Source organism: Parashewanella curva, assembly GCF_003675895.1.
GTDB classification, from domain to species: Bacteria; Pseudomonadota; Gammaproteobacteria; order Enterobacterales; family Shewanellaceae; genus Parashewanella; species Parashewanella curva.
On record NZ_ML014756.1, the window covers coordinates 58,120 to 78,841 of the forward strand.

General features: G+C 39.6%; 16 protein-coding genes and 1 pseudogene. 9 read left to right on the forward strand and 8 right to left on the reverse strand.

The window, feature by feature from the left end; translation table 11 throughout:
• Window positions 1-119 precede the first annotated feature (119 nt).
• Window positions 120-2,132, forward strand: a complete 2,013-nt coding sequence (locus tag D5018_RS02815; protein WP_121837468.1) for an NADPH-dependent 2,4-dienoyl-CoA reductase — start codon at window positions 120-122, stop codon at window positions 2,130-2,132.
• Between the two features lie 93 nt (window positions 2,133-2,225).
• Here the strand turns inward: D5018_RS02815 and yfaE are convergent.
• The 5 genes and pseudogenes from yfaE to ubiG form a co-directional block, all read right to left on the reverse strand.
• Window positions 2,226-2,495: pseudogene (yfaE, locus tag D5018_RS02820) on the reverse strand (class I ribonucleotide reductase maintenance protein YfaE); the annotation flags it as partial.
• A complete protein-coding gene (gene nrdB, locus D5018_RS02825) occupies window positions 2,495-3,625 on the reverse strand; it encodes a class Ia ribonucleoside-diphosphate reductase subunit beta (protein ID WP_121837470.1) in 1,131 nt (376 codons plus the stop codon). The gene nrdB and the pseudogene yfaE, both read right to left, overlap by 1 nt.
• A gap of 68 nt (window positions 3,626-3,693) precedes the next feature.
• On the reverse strand, window positions 3,694-5,982 hold the full coding sequence (gene nrdA / locus D5018_RS02830; RefSeq protein WP_121837471.1) for a class 1a ribonucleoside-diphosphate reductase subunit alpha: 2,289 nt from the start codon (window positions 5,980-5,982) through the stop codon (window positions 3,694-3,696).
• A 367-nt stretch (window positions 5,983-6,349) separates the two neighbouring features.
• Window positions 6,350-7,012 (reverse strand): HAD-IA family hydrolase, encoded by a 663-nt coding sequence (locus tag D5018_RS02835; protein WP_121837472.1) that lies wholly within the window; start codon window positions 7,010-7,012, stop codon window positions 6,350-6,352.
• Window positions 7,009-7,719 carry a bifunctional 2-polyprenyl-6-hydroxyphenol methylase/3-demethylubiquinol 3-O-methyltransferase UbiG gene (gene ubiG / locus D5018_RS02840; protein ID WP_121837473.1) on the reverse strand — a complete coding sequence of 237 codons (711 nt, stop codon included), beginning with the start codon at window positions 7,717-7,719 and terminating at the stop codon, window positions 7,009-7,011. Before ubiG ends, D5018_RS02835 begins: the two co-directional genes overlap by 4 nt.
• Window positions 7,720-8,061: 342 nt before the next feature.
• Here ubiG and gyrA point away from each other — a divergent pair, with 342 nt between their 5' ends.
• Together gyrA and serC are read left to right on the forward strand one after the other, a co-directional pair.
• Window positions 8,062-10,725, forward strand: a complete 2,664-nt coding sequence (gyrA, locus tag D5018_RS02845; RefSeq protein ID WP_121837474.1) for a DNA topoisomerase (ATP-hydrolyzing) subunit A — start codon at window positions 8,062-8,064, stop codon at window positions 10,723-10,725.
• Between the two features lie 55 nt (window positions 10,726-10,780).
• Complete coding sequence (gene serC, locus D5018_RS02850; RefSeq protein ID WP_121837475.1) at window positions 10,781-11,863, forward strand: 3-phosphoserine/phosphohydroxythreonine transaminase; 1,083 nt, start codon at window positions 10,781-10,783, stop codon at window positions 11,861-11,863.
• Between the two features lie 76 nt (window positions 11,864-11,939).
• Here serC and mnmC2 read toward each other — a convergent pair whose 3' ends face one another.
• The 3 genes from mnmC2 to D5018_RS02865 all read right to left on the reverse strand — a co-directional run bounded on the left by mnmC2 (window position 11,940) and on the right by D5018_RS02865 (window position 14,598).
• Window positions 11,940-12,623, reverse strand: a complete 684-nt coding sequence (mnmC2, locus tag D5018_RS02855) for a tRNA (5-methylaminomethyl-2-thiouridine)(34)-methyltransferase MnmC2 (protein WP_121837476.1) — start codon at window positions 12,621-12,623, stop codon at window positions 11,940-11,942.
• A 163-nt stretch (window positions 12,624-12,786) separates the two neighbouring features.
• Window positions 12,787-13,215, reverse strand: coding sequence for a hypothetical protein (locus tag D5018_RS02860; protein WP_121837477.1), 429 nt, complete (start codon window positions 13,213-13,215; stop codon window positions 12,787-12,789).
• Between the two features lie 192 nt (window positions 13,216-13,407).
• On the reverse strand, window positions 13,408-14,598 hold the full coding sequence (locus D5018_RS02865) for an amino acid aminotransferase (RefSeq protein WP_121837478.1): 1,191 nt from the start codon (window positions 14,596-14,598) through the stop codon (window positions 13,408-13,410).
• A gap of 151 nt (window positions 14,599-14,749) precedes the next feature.
• On the opposite strand from D5018_RS02865, the gene aroA reads away from it, so the two are divergent.
• The 6 genes from aroA (at window position 14,750) to lapB (ending at window position 20,703) form a co-directional block, all read left to right on the forward strand.
• Window positions 14,750-16,033 carry a 3-phosphoshikimate 1-carboxyvinyltransferase gene (gene aroA, locus D5018_RS02870; RefSeq protein WP_121837479.1) on the forward strand — a complete coding sequence of 428 codons (1,284 nt, stop codon included), beginning with the start codon at window positions 14,750-14,752 and terminating at the stop codon, window positions 16,031-16,033.
• 246 nt (window positions 16,034-16,279) lie between these two features.
• The gene (gene cmk, locus D5018_RS02875) at window positions 16,280-16,972 is read left to right on the forward strand and encodes a (d)CMP kinase (protein ID WP_121837480.1); all 693 of its coding nucleotides are present in this window, start codon (window positions 16,280-16,282) and stop codon (window positions 16,970-16,972) included.
• Between the two features lie 101 nt (window positions 16,973-17,073).
• On the forward strand, window positions 17,074-18,741 hold the full coding sequence (rpsA, locus tag D5018_RS02880) for a 30S ribosomal protein S1 (RefSeq protein WP_121837481.1): 1,668 nt from the start codon (window positions 17,074-17,076) through the stop codon (window positions 18,739-18,741).
• A 74-nt stretch (window positions 18,742-18,815) separates the two neighbouring features.
• Window positions 18,816-19,103: an integration host factor subunit beta gene (gene ihfB, locus D5018_RS02885; protein WP_121837482.1), complete on the forward strand. Its 288-nt coding sequence runs from the start codon at window positions 18,816-18,818 to the stop codon at window positions 19,101-19,103.
• Window positions 19,104-19,265: 162 nt separating this feature from the next.
• A complete protein-coding gene (locus D5018_RS02890; protein ID WP_121837483.1) occupies window positions 19,266-19,541 on the forward strand; it encodes a LapA family protein in 276 nt (91 codons plus the stop codon).
• A gap of 1 nt (window position 19,542) precedes the next feature.
• Window positions 19,543-20,703: a lipopolysaccharide assembly protein LapB gene (lapB, locus tag D5018_RS02895; RefSeq protein WP_121837484.1), complete on the forward strand. Its 1,161-nt coding sequence runs from the start codon at window positions 19,543-19,545 to the stop codon at window positions 20,701-20,703.
• The last annotated feature ends 19 nt before the right edge of the window (window positions 20,704-20,722 follow it).

Here is a 20,722-nt window from a genome sequence, read left to right on the forward strand (position 1 = left end):
AATCATTGAAGGATTTCTAAATAGAATTGTAACTGTTTTTAATATTCTTTATAGGGACTTGAGGAAAATCGACTAACAGATTAAGTTATCAACATTATAAATACTAATTAGGTGGCCAGATGCAATACCCACAATTATTCAAACCCTTAGATCTTGGCTTCACAACACTTAAGAATCGTGTACTAATGGGCTCGATGCATACTGGACTTGAAGAGCAAAAAGGTGGCTTCGAAAAACTAGCACAGTTCTATAAAGAGCGGGCTGAAGGTGGTGTTGGTTTGATTGTTACCGGTGGTATTGCGCCTAACTTTTGTGGAAGAGCTTATCCTTATGCTGCAGAATTGAGTAATGGATTTCAACTTTCAAAGCACAGGTTAATTACAGATGCTGTCCATGAAACAGACACTAAGATATGTATGCAAATTCTGCATACTGGCCGTTATGCTTACCATCCTTTTGCCGTTGCTCCCAGCCGTATCAAAGCCCCCATTAGCCGTTTTACACCATGGAAATTAACTAAACGGTGGATTCGCTCGACGATTAAGGATTTTATTAATTGCGCAAGTCTAGCTCAACAAGCTGGCTATGATGGTGTCGAAGTAATGGGATCAGAAGGTTATCTCATCAACCAGTTTATTAGCAAAAAAACCAATAAAAGAGATGATGAATGGGGAGGTAGTTTCGAAAATCGTTGTCGTTTAGCTTTAGAAATAGTCAAAGGCATTAGAGCAAAACTAGGCACTGAATTTATCATTATATTTAGACTTTCAATGTTGGACTTAGTTGAGGAAGGTTCAACTTGGGATGAAGTGATCCAACTTGCGAAATGGTTGGAAGAAGCGGGTGTAACTATCATAAATACCGGAATTGGTTGGCATGAAGCCAGAATACCCACGATTGCTTCGAGTGTTCCTCGAGCGGCTTTTTCATGGGTAACAGCAAAGTTAAAAGGTGAAGTCACAGTCCCATTGGTCGCAACCAATCGCATCAATACGCCAGAAGTCGCTGAGGAAATTTTGAAAAGTGGTCAAGCTGACATGGTTTCTATGGCCAGACCATTTTTAGCTGACGCTGATTTTGTTAACAAAGCAGAAGCTGGTACACCGGAATTGATAAATACTTGCATAGGCTGTAATCAAGCGTGTTTGGATCATGCGTTTGAACTAAAGCGTGTTACTTGTCTCGTCAATCCAAGGGCTTGTTTTGAAACTGAACTAAATTTTGAATCTTCGTCAAACCCCAAACGGATCGCAGTTATTGGGGCGGGTCCTGCAGGACTAGCTTTTAGTATCTATGCAGCACAACGTGGTCATAAAGTAGTGTTGTTTGAAGCAAACAAGGAAGTAGGTGGTCAATTTAATCTTGCTAGAAAAGTCCCAGGTAAGGAGGAATTCAATGAAACTATCAGGTATTTTCTAGCCCAAATTGAGAAGTTGAATATTGATTTAAGGTTAAATACTCGCTTTAACCCAGAAACTGAACTTGATTTTGATAAATATATTCTGGCTTCAGGTGTCAAGCCAAGAGATATTCCTCTTGAGGGTATTGAACACTCATCAGTGATTAGCTATCAAAAACTATTAATTGAACAACCAACTATAGGAGAACGAATTGCAATCATCGGCGCTGGTGGAATTGGGTTTGATATTGCCCATTATTTATTAGAACCAAAATCGAAGACGCAAAATAAAGAGTCTTGGCTTGCCCGTTGGGGTATTGATCAAAATTACCGTTCAGCAGGTGGGTTAATGGTTGAGAATGATACGGATATTACCCCGAAACAGATTTATTTATTACAAAGAAAAAATGAAAAAGTAGGTAAGAATTTAGGCAAAACGACAGGATGGATTCATCGTAGTGAACTCAAGCATCACAATGTCATCACCAAGACAGGTGTCAGTTATAAGAGAGTGGATGATAACGGGCTTCATATTACTATTAATGGTGTCGATGAAGTATTGGCTGTTGATAATATTGTCATTTGCGCAGGTCAAGTATCAAATATTGAGCTGAGTCAGCAGTTAAAAAAAATGGGTAGAGATGTGCAGATCATTGGTGGTGCAGCAGAAGCAGGAGAGCTTGATGCTAAAAGAGCAATCAGACAAGGTGCAGAGTTAGCTGCTGTTATTTAAGTGTATTCATTAAATAAAACTAGCCAACCACTTGGTGTTGGCTATGTATTATTGTTACTTTTTGATGTACTCACCTAAAACATTGGTATCAATATCTGAAGTTAAATCAAGGTCTAGGTCTGAACTAGGAGAACAACAGCAAGGTAAGCATTCATCTTCTTCAAGTACAGCTAATGGCTCATTGGTATATTCTACAGTTCCACTAATCACTTTAGTTTTACAAGAGCCGCAAAAACCATTGCGGCACTCAGAAAAAATATCGATTTCTTTATCTTCTAATGCTTCGAGTAAGTTGGCCTGTTTATCAAACAACAAAACAGGCTTACCTTGCAGGTATACAATGGGCGCTTTTTTGAAGTTCATTACAAATCGAAATCTTCAAATTCACTTTCATCAATTGATGCATCAATTTGGCCCACTAAGTAGGATGATACTTCAACTTCTTGAGGAGCAACTTGAACAGCATCACTTTCCAGCCAGTTCTTCATCCAAGGTAGAGGATTAGAGTTTTCTGAGTAAGGTTGAGCAAGGCCAACGGCTTTCATACGCTGGTTTGTGATGTACTCTACATACTGACAAAGGATTTCTTTATTCATGCCGATCATTGAGCCATCTTTAAACAGGTATTCAGCCCATTCTTTTTCTTGCTCAGCTGCTTTATAGAATAAGTCATAAGCTTCTTGCTGACACTCTGCCGCAATTTCAGCCATTTCTGGATCATCCTTACCAGACTGCATAAGGTTCAAAATATGTTGAGTACCGTTAAGGTGAAGCGCCTCATCGCGAGCAATCAGGCGAATAATTTTTGCATTGCCTTCCATTAGCTTGCGTTCAGCAAAGGCGAATGAACAAGCAAAACTTACGTAAAAACGAATGGCTTCAAGAGCATTAACAGACATCATACACAGGTAGAGTTTTTTCTTTAGAACTCTTAAGTTAACGGTAAAGGTTTTACCGTCTACAGTATGAGTACCTGCACCAAATAACTCGTAAACTTGAGTAAGCTTGATTAAGTCATCGTAGAACTCAGAAATATCAGTAGCACGTTTTAAAATCTCTTCATTCACAACAATATCATCGAATACGGTCGAAGGGTCATTAACGATGTTCCGAATGATATGGGTATATGAGCGGCTATGGATAGTTTCAGAGAATGACCAAGTTTCAATCCAAGTTTCTAGCTCAGGAATTGAGACTAGTGGTAAAAATGCAACATTAGGTGAACGCCCTTGAATTGAATCAAGTAGAGTTTGATACTTCAGATTTGAAATGAAGATGTGCTTTTCATGATCAGGTAAAGCAGCGTAATCGATCTTGTCACGACTAACATCAACTTCTTCCGGACGCCAGAAAAATGATAGCTGTTTCTCTATGAGCTTTTCAAAAACTTCATATTTTTGCTGGTCATAACGAGCAACGTTTACAGGCTGCCCAAAAAACATAGGTTCTTTGGTTGCATCATTGGGTTGTTGACAAAAAGTTGAATAAGCCATGTTTTAATACTCTGCACTCTAAAAGGGGACGTAATGTCCCCAAACTATTCCTAAAAGTTTAAGTAAGATTAAATCTTACACGCACCGCCTGCGCATCCATCATCCTCTTCTTCAACACTGGTTATATCGTCCAGTTGATCTGAGGCTCCATCTCGAGTGTTATGATAATATAAAGTCTTCACTCCAAGCTTGTATGCAGTCAATAAATCTTTCAATAATGTCTGCATTGGGACTTTGGCATCACTAAATTTGGTTGGATCATAGTTAGTATTTGCTGAAATTGCTTGATCAACAAACTTTTGCATGATTCCGACTAACTCAAGATAACCTTGATTTCCATCCATGTTCCAAAGTAGTTCGTATTTGTCTTTTAACTTATCAAAATCAGGTACAACTTGTTTTAGTTGTCCGTCTTTACTTGCCTTAATACTGATCAAACCACGTGGAGGTTCAATACCATTTGTCGCATTTGAGATTTGTGAAGACGTCTCAGATGGCATTAACGCAGATAAAGTCGAGTTACGTAATCCGTACTGCTGTATATCACTACGCAAACTTTCCCAATCTAGATGCAATGGCTCATTACAAATCTTATCTAGGTCTTTCTTGTAGGTATCAATTGGTAAGATACCTTTTGAGTACGTAGTCTCATTGAATAACGGACATGCACCATATTCTTTAGCCAAATTCATTGAAGCTTTTAATAAGTAGTACTGAATAGCTTCAAATGTTTTGTGAGTAAGGCCGTTGGCGCTACCATCAGAATACTTCAACCCGTGCTTCGCAATATAGTTAGCGAAGTTAATAACACCAATACCTAATGTACGGCGATTCATTGAAGAAAGTTCAGCGGCTTTGATTGGGTAATCTTGATAATCAAGTAAATTATCTAGAGCGCGAACGGCAAGATCAGAAAGCTCTTCAAGCTCGTCTAGATTTTCGATAGCACCTAAGTTCAATGCTGAAAGAGTACAAAGTGCAATTTCACCGTTTGGATCATTAATGTCATTTAACGGTTTAGTTGGTAACGCAATTTCTAAACAAAGATTAGATTGACGAACAGGCGCAACTTTCGAGTCAAATGGACTGTGAGTATTACAGTGATCCACGTTTTGAATATAAATACGACCAGTTGATGCACGTTCTTGCATTAATAGAGAGAACAGCTCAGCAGCTTTGATATTTTGGCGCTTGATGTTGCTGTCGTTTTCATACTGAAGATATAAACGCTCAAACTCAGCTTGATCTTCAAAAAAGGCGTCATAAAGACCAGGTACATCAGAAGGACTAAACAATGAAATGTCTTGGCCTTTAATTAAGCGCTGATACATCACTTTATTTATTTGAACACCGTAGTCAAGATGACGGATACGATTATCTTCTACACCACGGTTGTTCTTAAGAACAAGTAAAGATTCAACTTCAAGATGCCAAATTGGATAGAACAGGGTAGCTGCGCCACCACGAACACCACCTTGAGAACATGATTTCACCGCGGTTTGGAAGTGCTTATAGAAAGGAATACAACCAGTGTGGAATGCTTCACCACCACGGATTGGACTACCTAACGCACGAATGCGACCTGCATTAATACCAATACCAGCACGCTGACTCACGTATTTAACGATTGCAGATGAAGTTGCGTTAATTGAGTCTAGGCTATCGTCACATTCAATTAGTACACATGAGCTGAACTGACGAGTAGGGGTACGTACACCAGCCATGATTGGCGTTGGCAAAGAGATCTTGAATTTAGACGTAGCATCATAAAAGCGTTTAATATGATCTAATCGCGTTTCTTTTGGATAGCGAGAAAATAAGCAAGCTGCTACCAAAATATACAAAAACTGAGCGCTTTCATAAACTTCGCCAGATACACGGTTTTGTACTAGGTACTTACCTTCTAACTGCTTTACTGCAGCATAAGAGAAGGTCATATCACGCCAGTGATCTATGTAAGAATCCATAGTATCAATTTCATCCTTGGTATAGTCCTCAAGGATGTGTTGATCGTATTTACCTAACTCGATAAGTTTACTGACATGGTCATATAGCTTTGGCGGTTCAAATTGACCAAAGGCTTTCTTTCGTAAATGGAAAACAGCTAAACGTGCAGCTAAAAACTGGTAATCAGGTGACTGTGGAGAAATTAAATCTGCAGCGGCCTTGATTATAGTTTCATGAATCGCTTCAGTCGGAATACCGTTATAAAATTGAAGGTGTGAGCGAAGTTCTACTTCGGATACAGATACATTGTTAAGCCCTTCGGCTGCCCATGTGATCACGCGGTGGATTTTTTCGAGATCGATCGTTTCTCTCTCACCACTACGTTTTGTAACTGTCATATTGCTGTTCATTGAAGATAAGCCTTGTCTATATATCGTCAGCAACTACTGCTGAGTTGTTCATGTAATACAATCGAATCATGACAACCCTTGGCTAGGCAAGGTGAAGTCTTAATTTGTTTAATCTGTAGGCAAATTGTAGTGTAGCGATTGTTATTAATACACAAGATATAGTGTTTATTATGTCGTTATCTACAAGATAGTGAGGTTAGTCGGATTTTGCAAGATGTATATCTTGTGGATAACCTGAGGGTAAAACCAAGGTTAGTAATGGCTAACCATAGAAGCTATTTTCCTAAACCCTGTGTACTCATTAGACCAATATATGAACGATAAAAATTTCCTTTGCCGGAGTTAAAAAAATGTTAAAAACATTATTTTAAAAATTGAACAATGACAAAAGATCGTTAGGATCGTTTAAAATAAGATCGGCATTCCAATCGCTAATTTTTTCACCAGAGGAAATATATCCCCACGTTGCGATAGCAGATTTCATTCCTGCATTTTTAGCTGCATATATATCAGTTCGCGAATCACCCACATAGATAATGTCACTTGATAATAAATTCAACTGCTGAGCAGCAAGAAGCATGGGTTGAGCATTGGGTTTGTTATGTGTAGTAGAGTCACCAGAAATGAGAGTTGTATTCTGTGTAAATAACTCGAATTTTGCTACCAAAGGACGGGCAAACTTGGCTACTTTGTTAGTAACAATACCATAGCTCAAACCGTGACAGTCTAACCGATTGATTAGAGAATCTATGCCATTGAAGAAATCCGTTTTATGGCCGCTTACATCTTGATAGTGCTTCAGCATAGTTTTTTGAACCCGTAGTTGAATCTCTACAGGTTGCGTAGGAAGTGCTGTTTGGCAAATAATTAAACTTCCTTGAGAGACTGATTCTTTTACTAATTGTTCAGAAACGGGTGCATAGCCGTGATCGGCTAAACTGAGATTAAGTGCATAAGTTAAGTCTTTTGCTGTATCTAGTAATGTGCCATCAAGATCGAACAAAATCCCTTTTATCTTTTCTTGCATCATTTAACCTTTTGGCACGCAATCATATAGTTGACATCAAGCTTGTTGGTATATGAAAAAATCTGTGTCAATGGATTGTATTTAGTACCAATGGCATCAAAACATTGTAATTCGGTTTGTTCTGCAAGTTTTATTAATTCTGAAGGGCGGATAAATTTGCTGTGATCATGGGTACCTACAGGAAGCATTTTGAGTACATACTCAGCACCGACAATGGCTTGTATGTATGACATGATGTTGCGATTGATAGTAGAAAAGAAGACATAACCATCTTGCTTTACCATATCACAGCAAGCTTGAATGACAGAGAGAGGGTCTGGAACATGCTCCAGCATTTCCATGCAAGTAACCACATCGTACTTTTCTATATTCTCATCTCGGTGTGACTCTGCGGTCTGTTGCAAATAGTTTACTGAGACACCAGACTCAAGTGCATGAAGACGTGCAACCTCTAATGGCTCGGTTCCCATATCTAAACCAGAAACATTAGCGCCAAGTTTCGCCATGCTTTCAGATAGGATTCCACCACCGCAGCCTACATCCAGTACTTGTTTACCAAATAATCCCTGGCTTTTTTCATCGATATAATTAAGACGAAGTGGATTCATTTGATGAAGAGGTTTAAATTCACCATTAGGATCCCACCATGTCGCAGCCATACTTTCAAATTTAGCGATTTCTTGTTTATCTACATTTAAATTGTCTTGCATACACAATTGCCAAATATCCGGCTAAAAATTAAAAGTGATTATATAACGATTAATAACTTTAGCTATGTAAATAATTTATCAATCGATTAAAAAAAGTGCTAACAATCAGTGATTTTTTTATTACTATTAATTACAGATATTCCTTCGAATTGGTTCGAACAACCTGATATCACAGGCTTTAAAAGCAATTGGGTTTGTGAGTGTTTGAGTGCTTCTAAAATCTGGATTAGATTGCAGTGGCGGCTTCAAATAACTGTGTTAGAATGTTAAATCAATTTTTTTAGGCTCGAGTGGACACGGAATCATAGTGTCTTCAGCAATTTTCAGGAGAGCGAGCAGTTTATGACTGATCTGGCATCATCAATTTCGCCGATAAACATCGAGGATGAATTAAAAAATTCTTACCTTGATTATGCAATGAGCGTGATCGTAGGTAGGGCGCTGCCAGATGTACGTGATGGCTTAAAGCCTGTACATCGTCGCGTTCTATTTGCAATGAACGAGTTAAAAAACGACTATAACAAGCCTTACAAAAAGTCGGCTCGTGTTGTCGGTGACGTAATCGGTAAATATCACCCTCATGGTGACTCTGCGGTTTACGACACCATTGTGCGTTTAGCACAACCTTTCTCTATGCGTTACACCTTAGTCGACGGACAAGGAAACTTCGGTTCGGTAGATGGAGATGCCGCTGCGGCAATGCGTTATACCGAAATCCGCATGGAAAAACTGTCTCACCAATTACTGGCTGATTTAGATAAAGAGACCGTCGATTTTGTACCTAACTATGATGGTACCGAACAAATTCCAGCCGTTTTACCTACTCGTATCCCTGCATTATTGGTTAATGGTTCTGCAGGTATTGCGGTTGGTATGGCAACCAATATTCCGCCACACAACTTAACTGAAGTGGTTCAAGGTTGTTTGGCATTAATTGATAACCCAGATGTAACCATCGATGAATTGATGGAATATATTCCTGGACCTGACTTTCCAACGGCAGCAACGATTAATGGCCGTAAAGGTATTATTGAAGCATATCGAACTGGTCGCGGTCGTGCGGTTATGCGTGCTCGCGCCGTAGTCGAAACCGATAATAATGGTAAAGAAACGATTATCGTTTCTGAAATTCCATACCAAGTTAACAAAGCTAAGCTTATCGAGAAAATCGCTGAGCTAGTAAAAGATAAGCGTATCGAAGGTATCAGTGCTCTTAGAGATGAGTCTGATAAAGAAGGTATGCGCATTGTTATTGAAATCAAGCGTGGTGAAGTGGGTGAGGTTGTTCTAAATAACCTTTATGCACAAACCCAGATGCAGTGTTCTTTTGGTATCAATATGGTTGCCCTAAGCAATGGTCAACCTAAGATATTCAATCTAAAAGAAATGCTAGAAGCGTTTGTGCTTCATCGTCGTGAAGTGGTAACTCGTCGTACCGTTTACGAATTACGCAAGGCTCGTGACCGTGCACATATTCTTGAATCTTTAGCAATCGCACTGGCTAACATCGATCCTGTTATCGAGCTTATCAAGAACTCGCCTACTCCAAACGAAGCGAAAGCTAAGTTAATTGCGCAAGGTTGGGATTTAGGTAACGTTAAATCCATGCTTGAAAAAGCAGGTGATGATGCAGCACGTCCTGAATGGTTAGAGCCTGAGTACGGAATCCGTGACGGCAAATACTATTTAACTGAACAACAAGCACAAGCGATTCTTGAACTACGTTTGCACCGTTTAACGGGTCTTGAACATGAAAAGATCTTAAACGAATACGAAGAGCTATTAGAATTCATCGCTGGTTTGTTACACATCTTGCGAAGCCCAGAACGTTTGATGGAAGTGATCAAAGAAGAGCTTGAAGTGGTTCTTGCTGATTTTGGTGACGAGCGTCGTACAGAAATTAAAGCTCACGAAGTTGATATGAGCCTTGAAGATCTTATCAACGAAGAAGATGTTGTAGTAACTTTATCTCACCTTGGTTATGCCAAGTATCAGCCATTAACCGATTACCAAGCACAGCGTCGTGGTGGTAAAGGTAAGGCGGCAACTAAAGTTAAAGATGAAGACTTTGTTGAGAAGTTATTGGTTGCGAATACTCACGATACCATCTTATGTTTCTCCGACAAAGGTAAGATGTACTGGCTGAAAGTGTATCAATTACCACTAGCAAGCCGCACTGCACGTGGACGTCCAATTGTCAACTTATTGCCGTTAACAGATGAAGAACGTATTACTGCAATTCTGCCTGTACGTGAATACTCTGAAGATAAGTTCATCATCATGGCGACTGCGCATGGTACCGTTAAGAAGACGGCACTTACTGCCTACAGTAACCCGCGTTCTAACGGTATTATCGCGGTTAACCTACGTGATGATGACGAGTTGATTGGTGTTGATATCACTAATGGTGATAATGAAATCATGCTGTTCTCGAACGAAGGTAAAGTGGTTCGCTTTGGCGAGAAGGTTCGTGATTCAGAAACTGGCGAAATCAAACGTGACCTTGAAACCGGTGAAGAAGTTTACTCTCTAAGAGCGATGGGTCGTACTGCAACTGGTGTTCGTGGTATTAAGCTTGAAGATGGGCAGAAAGTGGTATCGCTAATCGTTCCTAAAGGTGACGGTGACATTCTGACTGTTACTGAAAATGGTTATGGTAAACGTACTATTTTAAGTGAATACCCAGCCAAGAGCCGTGCAACTAAAGGTGTTGTATCGATCAAGGTTAGCGAACGTAATGGTGAAGTTGTCGGCGCAGTTCAAGTGAATGAAAACGACGAAATCATGCTGATCAGTGATAAAGGTACATTAGTTCGAACTCCAGCTAGTGGTGTTTCGACCATCGGTCGTAACACACAAGGTGTGACCATTATCCGTACCGCTGAAGGCGAAAGTGTTGTAGGTCTACAGCGAATAGATGAAGTTCAGTGTGCTGACGCTGAAGTCGAAGAGGCTATCGAAGAGGCCGCTGCTGAAGGTGCAACTGAGCAACCAACAGAAGAATAATTGGAAAGAATAGACTGAGCGCCTTAATGGCGCTCTTTTTTTAAGGAATGAAAGAGTGACGAAAACCTACAATTTTTGTGCTGGTCCGGCAATGATCCCAGAGCCAGTTATGAAAAAAGCACAAGCAGAGTTAATTAACTGGAACGGCTTAGGTACTTCCGTAATGGAAGTCAGTCACAGAGATAAGCCTTTTCTAGCATTAGCTAAACAAGCTGAAATTGACCTGCGAGAGCTAATGAACATCCCTGACAACTACCATGTATTTTTTATGCATGGTGGTGGCCGAGCGCAATTTGCAGCTGTAGTAAATAACTTTTTAGGGGAACAAGGTAGAGCACTTTATTTGATTTCTGGTCAATGGTCTCAACTTGCAGCTGATGAAGCAAAAAAATTGGTGCCAGAAGAGCAGATTGATACTGTTTCGATTTCAAACCACCAAAACAAAGATGAAACTAAATCAGTAACACTTCCTGACTTTACTGGCGATGTGCGTCAATTCAGATATCTTCATTATTGTCCAAATGAAACCGTAGATGGTATCGAAATTTTTGATGACATTGATTCTCCTTGGCCAATTATTGCTGATATGTCGTCCAATATTCTTTCACGCGACATTGATGTATCAAAATTTGCTGTCATTTATGCTGGTGCTCAAAAAAATATTGGGCCTTCAGGTTTATCAATTGCAATTGTTCGTGAAGATATGTTGCAACTACCAAGCTTGCCGCAACCAACAATTTTTAGCTATCAAGCTCAGCTAGAAAATAATTCTATGTATAACACGCCACCAACTTTTGCTTGGTATCTAGCGGCTGAAGTTTTTAAATGGTTAAAACAAATTGGTGGTGTTTCATATATTGAAAAAATTAATCGAGATAAAGCTGAGCTTCTTTATGCTGCAATTGATGCTTCTGACAACTTTTACAATGATGTTGCATCACAAAATCGTTCATTGATGAATGTTACTTTTCATATGAAAGACAAGAGCAAACAAGCACATTTTTTAACAGAAGCTGAATCACATGGGTTAGTGGCATTAAAAGGGCACCGATTTGTTGGTGGACTTAGAGCGAGTATTTATAATGCTATGTCAATGGAAGGGGTAAACACATTGGCTCAGTTTATTAAACGGTATTAATGTTAAAACCTTTCATTCTAAGTATTTAAAGTAACTTCAGGTTTACCTTACAGTAAAGATAAACCTGAATTTTAATTTATCGCTTCCAAGCTCGAGTAATTTCACGTCTGCCCATAGGGCCTTCACACTGGTCTAATTTAAACCCTATCGCTTTTAGGTCACGCTTAAATTGTCCATTGGCGCAATAGCTGACCAGTAATCCATTTGGTTTTAATGCTTGAAAACATTTTTCGAATAAGTGTTTTTCCCAAGCATCAGGTTGCTTACTGGGAGCAAATGCATCGTAATATATAATATCTACTGAGTTTAGTGTTAAAGCAGCATCGTGTAACTTTTGTTGAATTTTTAGTAGTTCAAATTTTTCGGTAATTTCTTCAACTTCTCCCCAATCGCAAGCATGAATTTGGGTGAATAACTCTGGGCTTGGCATTTTTAGCTTTTTGACGTAATTCAGTTTCTGCGCGGTATCGATAGGAATAGGGTATGGCTCAAGGCTAGAATATTTAATTGCTTGGCGAGCATCTATACTTTGCTTCAATGTTAATAGAGCGTTTAAGCCTGTACCAAAACCAAATTCAAGAATGTTTATAGTCTGGTCGTTAACTGTATTTAGAGATAAAAAATATCTAAGTCCACATTCAATATATATGAATTGAGATTCTGTAAGAGCCCCATTATAGGCATGATAGGATTCTTTGAGTGTAGGGTTTATAAGCGTGTGTGAGCCATCTTTAGTGGCGTGTAATTGTACGTCTTTCATTAAACTTGGTGAGCTGGCTAAATTATAGTGATAGTGTAATAAACCAGTAGTTTATTTTCAAAAATATAGCCTTAGCGAAACATATCCATACCCGTTCACTCCATTGAAAGTATACAACGGGCATGGTTCTATGCTACTTATTTATCATTGTTGAAGAAAAAGATTAGCCATTCCAGCCTTTTATGATCATTGCAGTACCAGCAATAATTGAAGCAACACCTACAGTAGCCTCTGCAGTACCTATCCCCACAGATTTCACTCCCTCGTTTGACCATTGAGGCCCGTTGTATTCAGGGGGTAAAGAGTTGCCACTACCTTCGATAAAGTTTTTCACTGTATCATTCGTGGCATTTTGTCCAAAAATTTGTGTTGCTACGAAAGTTACGGCTGGAGCTCCTACTGCTGCAACTGCACCACCAGCAACGAAAATAGTTCCTGTAACGACTAAACCAACTCGCTTTGCGGAGCTAAGCTTATTCTGTTTGTTTGGATCTATTATCTGGTAAGCATCATCCATTGCATCATGTTGTTGGACGCTAGAATAGTGTTGTGCACCACCGCCTCTACTTATTAGGGGGGATTCTCCTGACATATTATCACCTTATTTGCTAATCACTTAAATTTAAAGCACAACTATGTTTGTAATTGGTAATGAAATCCAATTAATTTTAATTAAATATATTTCATATTTTTAATTAACGCTTTGAGGTAGCAAGAATTTGAATAGGGTTGAGTGGCAGTAAAAAATAAGGCACTCATCAAGAGTGCCTATTATGGACAGTAACTAGAGTACCTTTGCTATAGATTGAGCTAAGTAATCAACATTGGTTTCAGTAATGCCTGCAATGCTGATGCGACTAGAACCAACCATGTAAACACTGTAATCACTTTTTAGTTGTTCCACTTGTTGTGGATTTACGCCTAAGAAAGAGAACATGCCTTTTTGTGCAGTGATAAAACTGAAATCTCGATTAACATTTAATCCGTGAAGCGCATTTACCAGTAATTGACGATTACCGTTGATTCGATCACGCATGTGCTTTAATTCGTCTAACCATTGTTGCTTCAGTTCTGCTGAACCTAGAATGGTTTCTACAATAGCTGCGCCGTGAGCAGGGGGCATGGAGTATAAACAGCGTACAACATAAAGCAGAACAGAAAAGGCGGTATCCGCTTTAGTAGAAGTGCTACCAATGATTGAACAAGAACCGATACGTTCACGGTATAAGCCAAAGTTCTTAGAGCAAGAACTGCAAAGAATCATATTTTCAACAGTAGCGGCCATTTTACGAACGCCGTAGGCATCAGCGTCTTCATCAATGCCAAATCCTTGATAAGCCATATCAATCAGTGGTGTGAAGCCTTTGTTTTTTGCTAGCTCTGCAATGATGTCCCATTGCGCGGGTGTTAAGTCCATACCACTTGGGTTGTGGCAACACGCATGAAGTAAAACAACGTCATCAGCACTTACTTGCTCAAGGCGGGCTACCATTTCGTCAAATTTGAGTGACTTATTGTCATAATCATAATATGGGTAGGTTTTTACAGTGATGCCTGCTGCTTCAAATAATCCAGTATGGTTAGCCCAAGTTGGATCGCTTACCCATAGAACGGCATCATTATTACAACGTTTTATAAAATCAGCTGCTACACGAAGTGCACCTGTTCCACCAGGAGTCGAAACAGTACGAATACGGTTTGCTAATAATGCAGGATGATCTGAACCGAAACATAGTTCAGTAATTAAAGTATTAAAATCAGCTGAACCTGTTGGCCCTATGTATACTTTGGTATCTTCGGTTGCAAAACGATGTTTCTCGGCGGCTTTTACACAATCAAGGATAGGGGTATGTCCTTGTGGATCTTTATAAACCCCAACACCCAAATCAACTTTGTTTGGATTGGTGTCTTGTCGATATTGATTTAGAAGTCCTAAAATTGGATCTGCGGGCATAGCGGTTAAGCGATCTAACATCTTATATCTACCTTTTTGTTTTATCTTATAACTTATTGCAATTAAGTGAGACTATCACAAATTGAAGGGTTAGGGAGAATAACAGTTGCAGAAAATTTATGTATGCGCCATTCTGTATATCCCTAATCTGTATGCTAATTACATTCATAAGATGCAACAACTCACTTTGCCTCATTTTGCTAAATTTAATGGTGAAATAAATATTCCTGGTTCAAAAAGCATTTCCAATCGTGCCTTGTTATTGGCTTCCCTGGCTGCAGGTACAACGACCCTTAATAACTTGTTAGATTCAGATGATATCCGACATATGTTATCGGCGCTTAAGCAGTTGGGCATTCGATACGAGTTAAGCGAAGATAAAACCCAATGTGTGGTTCATGGCAACAATGGCCCATTCATAAGCTACAAATTGCAGTCATTATTTTTGGGTAATGCTGGAACAGCTATGCGCCCCCTATGTGCAGCATTAACTTTAGGCTTTGGTGAATATGAGTTAACGGGTGAGCCTCGAATGGAGGAACGCCCTATCGAAGATTTAGTCGATGCACTCGCACAGCTTGGGGCTGAAATTAGCTATCAAAAACAGTCTGGCTATCCGCCAGTTCTGGTAAAAGGGACAGGTCTGTCTGGTGGTGATGTTAGTATCTCAGGCAAATTGTCTAGCCAATTTTTAACTGCTTTATTGATGGTGGCTCCGTTAGCTAAGGATAACGTAACAATTAGCGTTGATGGCGATTTGGTTTCAAAGCCATACATTGACATAACTATTAAGCTAATGGAACGTTTTGGTGTGTTGGTCGTGAATCATAACTATCAACGTTTTGAAATTAAGTCAGGGCAACAGTATCAATCTCCAGGAAACTTTTTAGTAGAGGGTGATGCTTCATCCGCTTCTTATTTTCTTGCTGCTGGTGCCATCAATGGTGGTCAAGTTAAAGTTACTGGCATTGGAAAAAACAGTATTCAAGGTGATATTCAGTTTGCTGATGCTCTTGCTGCTATGGGCGCTAACATAGAGTGGGGCGATGATTATATTATTTCATCTAAAGCTGAACTCTCTGCTATTGATATGGATATGAATCATATTCCAGATGCTGCTATGACATTGGCTGTTGCCGCAATATTTGCTAAAGGCACAACTAAGCTTAAAAATATCTATAACTGGCGTATCAAAGAGACAGACCGATTGGCTGCCATGGCAACGGAATTAAAAAAGGTTGGGGCTACAGTTGTAGAGCATAATGATGCTATTGAAGTTACGGCTCCTCATCAGTTAACCCATGCCACCATTGATACATACAATGACCATCGTGTGGCTATGTGTTTTTCTCTGCTTTCAGCGTCAGCAGTAGGGGTGACCATTAATGATCCGGAGTGTACATCAAAAACTTTCCCTAACTATTTCGAAGCCTTATCTCAAATAGGCCAAGAGTAAGCTCTAAAATGCCGTACTGATAATTTTCTGCTCTTGTAGTCAATAAATTTGTACGGCTTCATTCCTATTCATTTTTCCTATTCATTTATTTCAGCGGTCACGAATATCTGAAAAACAATCGGATTTTTGAATTTAGCTGGTGTACAATGCCGCCGCTTATTTTCATTAGCACCCATAAAATTATTTTTCGGCTGGGCTTTAACAGCCTAATAGGTGCTTTTAGGGAATGTTTATTTTGGAGGAATTATGTCTGAACGGACTCCAGTAGTAACAGTTGATGGCCCAAGCGGAGCTGGAAAAGGGACAATATGTCATTTACTGGCTCAAAAACTCGGATTTCATTTATTAGATAGTGGTGCTATTTATCGAGTATTGGCATTAGCTTCGATTCATCATGATGTTGAACTTGATAACGAAGAAGCGATTAGTTTGTTAGCCGCACATCTCGATGTACAGTTTCTTGCAGGCAATGAAAACGACAACATCAAAGTGGTTTTAGAAGGCGAAGATGTAACGCGAGACATTCGCACTCAAGAATGCTCTGATGCCGCGTCAAAAATTGCTGCATTCCCTAGAGTTAGAGAAGCATTATTACGACGTCAAAGAGCTTTTGAGGCAGAACCGGGGCTAATCGCTGATGGTCGTGATATGGGAACCGTGGTTTTCCCTGAAGCGCCAGTAAAGATTTTTTTAACAGCATCGGCTGAAGAACGTGCAGAGCGTAGGTATAATCAGTTGCAGGACAAGGGCTTCGATGTTAAAATCGACCGCCTTTTGGCTGAAATCATTGAGCGAGATGAACGTGATATGAATCGGCTCGTTGCACCGCTGAAACCAGCGGATGATGCATTAGTCGTTGATACGACAGGAATTAATATTGAAGGTGTGTTGGATATTGTTATCACGCACATCGAGAAAAATTTATCGAATCTTGATTAATTTCGAGATTGATAGGCGTTCACCACAAGGATGATGGTGAAATTATTTAACTGACTCTACGTTTAGGAATGAATGTAGTTTATTACTTAAAGTAAATTAACATGACTGAATCTTTTGCTGATCTGTTTGAACAATCCCTAGAACAACTAGAATTCCGCCCAGGCTCTATTGTACGTGGTACTGTAGTAGCTATCGAAAACGGCATGGTACTAGTTGACGCTGGTCTTAAATCTGAAAGCCCAATCCCTGCTGATCAATTCAAGAACGCTGCTGGCGAACTTGAAATCAACGTTGGTGATGAAGTAGACGTTGCTCTTGACTCTGTTGAAGATGGCTTCGGTGAGACTCAACTTTCTCGTGAAAAAGCTAAGCGCCACGAAGCTTGGATTGTTCTTGAAAAAGCATATGAAGACGCTGAGACTGTTATCGGTGTTATCAATGGTAAGGTTAAAGGCGGTTTCACTGTTGAATTAAACGGTATCCGTGCATTCTTACCTGGTTCTCTAGTTGACGTTCGTCCAGTTCGTGACACTGCTCACCTAGAAAACAAAGAGTTAGAATTCAAAGTAATCAAGCTAGACCAAAAGCGTAACAACGTTGTTGTTTCTCGTCGTGCTGTTATCGAGTCTGAAAGCAGTGCAGAGCGTGATGCGCTTCTTGAGAACCTACAAGAAGGTCAAGCTGTTAAAGGTATCGTTAAGAACCTTACTGACTACGGTGCATTCGTTGATCTTGGTGGTGTTGATGGTCTTCTACATATCACTGATATGGCTTGGAAGCGCGTTAAGCACCCATCTGAAATCGTTAATGTTGGTGACGAAATCAACGTTAAAGTTCTTAAGTACGATCGTGAGCGTACCCGCGTATCACTAGGTCTTAAGCAACTAGGCGAAGACCCATGGTTAGCAATCAGCAAGCGTTACCCAGAGAACACTCGTCTGAGTGGTCGTGTAACTAACTTGACTGATTATGGTTGTTTCGTTGAAATCGAAGAAGGCGTTGAAGGTCTTGTTCACGTTTCTGAAATGGATTGGACTAACAAGAACATCCACCCATCTAAAGTTGTTAACTTAGGTGACGAAGTTGAAGTTCTAGTTCTAGACATTGACGAAGAACGTCGTCGTATCTCTCTAGGTCTTAAACAATGTAAGACTAACCCATGGGATGATTTCGCTTCTCGTTATAACAAGGGCGACAAAGTTTCTGGTAAGATCAAGTCTATCACTGACTTTGGTATCTTCATCGGTCTTGATGGTGGCATCGACGGTCTTGTTCACCTATCTGACATTTCTTGGACTGGTACTGGCGAAGAAGCTGTATCTGAGTACAAGAAAGGTGACGAAATCAACGCAGTTGTTCTTTCAGTTGACCCAGAGCGTGAGCGTATCAGCTTAGGCGTTAAGCAAACTGAAGACGATCCATTCAACGCTTACTTGGCTGACAAGAAGAAAGGTACTATTGTTAATGGTACTGTTGCAGCAGTTGACGCTAAAGGTGTTACTGTTGAGTTGGCTGACTCAGTTGAAGGTTACATCCGCGTTGCTGATATCTCTCGTGAGCGCATCGAAGACGCATCTACTGTATTTGCAGAAGGTGACGCTGTAGAAGCTAAGTTCATGGGTGTAGATCGTAAGAACCGCACTATCAGCCTGTCTATCAAAGCGAAAGACGAAGCTGAAGAGAAAGAAGCACTAGCATCTGTTAACAAGAAAGATGACGCTGTTATCAGTAATGCTATGGCAGAAGCGTTTAAAGCTGCTCGTAAGTAATCATTGATATAAAGGTGCTTTAATTAGCACCTTTGATGGTTTATAAGTTTGGCTGAAAAAAGAGGATAGCTAGGATGACTAAATCCGAACTAATCGCAAAACTCGCTGCTAAAAATCCACAATTATCAGCGAAAGAAGTTGAGAATGCTGTAAAAGAGATGCTGGAGCAAATGGCTTCAACATTAGAATCTGGTGACCGTATAGAGATCCGTGGATTCGGAAGCTTTTCACTTCACTATCGTGCGCCGCGTGTTGGTCGTAACCCTAAAACTGGAACCTCAGTGGATCTAGAAGGTAAGTATGTGCCACATTTTAAGCCAGGCAAAGAATTACGAGAACGTGTTGACGCAGTCAATTCGTGATCTGACTTGATTAAAAAGCCTCCTTTGGGAGGCTTTTTTGTATCTAAAGCTAGCCTAAAATTAATATTTCGCAGATAATCAGAACTCGTACTGATTTCAATGACTAAACGAACAACTTTGTTGTTATCGAAAGCAGTATTACTGAATTATATGGAGATTAATGTGAAATCATTTTTCATTACAATTGTCGTTGCAACAATCTTCTTTTTAGCTTTTATTTTCGGCGCACGTAACGAACAGATGGTGACCATCAGCTATTTTGTTGCTCAAGGTGAATATCGACTTCCAATTGTATTAGCCTCAGTTTTTCTTGTTGGATTTATGCTTAGTTGGTTATGTGCGGCTTATCAAATTATAAAACTAAAGGTTGCTTTAAGACAGGCAAATAAAAAGCTAGCTGCCATAGACCAAAAAGCCACTAGCGAAGTAGATCAATAATATGCTTGAGATATTGTTCTTGTTATTGCCATTGGCTGCAAGTTACGGCTGGTATATGGGGCGGAGGAGTATGCGCCACCAGCAACAAAATAAACAGCGTAAGCTTAGCAAAGAATATTTTTCAGGCTTAAATTTTATTCTGTCTAACGAATCTGACAAAGCGGTTGATTTTTTTATCGACATGCTCGATGTTGATGATGAAACCATTGAAACCCACCTTTCTCTTGGAGCTTTATTCCGTAAACGTGGTGAAGTAGACCGAGCCATTCGCATTCATCAAAACCTAATTTCTCGTCCTAGTTTAGCTTCTGAACAACTAGAAATGGCAATGTCAGAACTCGGTAAAGATTACATGGCGGCTGGCTTTTATGATCGAGCTGAAGAAATCTTTTTAAGTTTGTTACAACAGTCAGATGATACTCAAGAAGCTGAAGCTCAACTTATATCGATCTACCAAACAATTAAAGATTGGCGTAAAGCAATTAAAGTGATCAACAGCATGAATCGGTCTAGTCGAAATGAGTACCTAGAACGTCAAGCTCACTATTATTGTCAACTTAGTGATGAAACTGATGACCCTGCAAAAAAAATAAAATATTTGAAGTTAGCGATCAAACAAGACGCAAAATGTACAAGAGCACTACTTGAATTAGCTAAAGTCCATGCGTCAAGAAAAGAGTATAAGCAAAGTAAAAATTACTTACTATCAATACTGAGTGCCGATATCGATTTTATAGCAGATGCTTTAGAAGTTACTAAAGAAGTATATTTTGCCCAGTCAGATACAAATGGGTATCGAGATTTTTTACAGCAAGCAATTGAGAAAGGTGCTGGTGTTTCTGTTAACTTAGAAGTTGTACACTTATTACTTCAAAATCAATCTTTATCTGAGGCAGAACAAATCTTACTCGACTCCTTATATCAAAATCCTACGATGAAAGGATTTCAGGAGCTAATGAAGCTTTACTTAAATCAAACAAAAGATGATGCTTCAAAGGATAACTTAGCTAGATTAGAAAAACTGGTATCACAGCAAATCGCATATAGGCCGTCTTACCGCTGCAAATCATGTGGTTTTCCTGCTCATGTACTTTACTGGCATTGTCCGTCATGTAAGTCCTGGGGGAAAATTACTCGCATAAAAGGTATTGATGGCGAATAACCGTGATCGTAATGGTTAT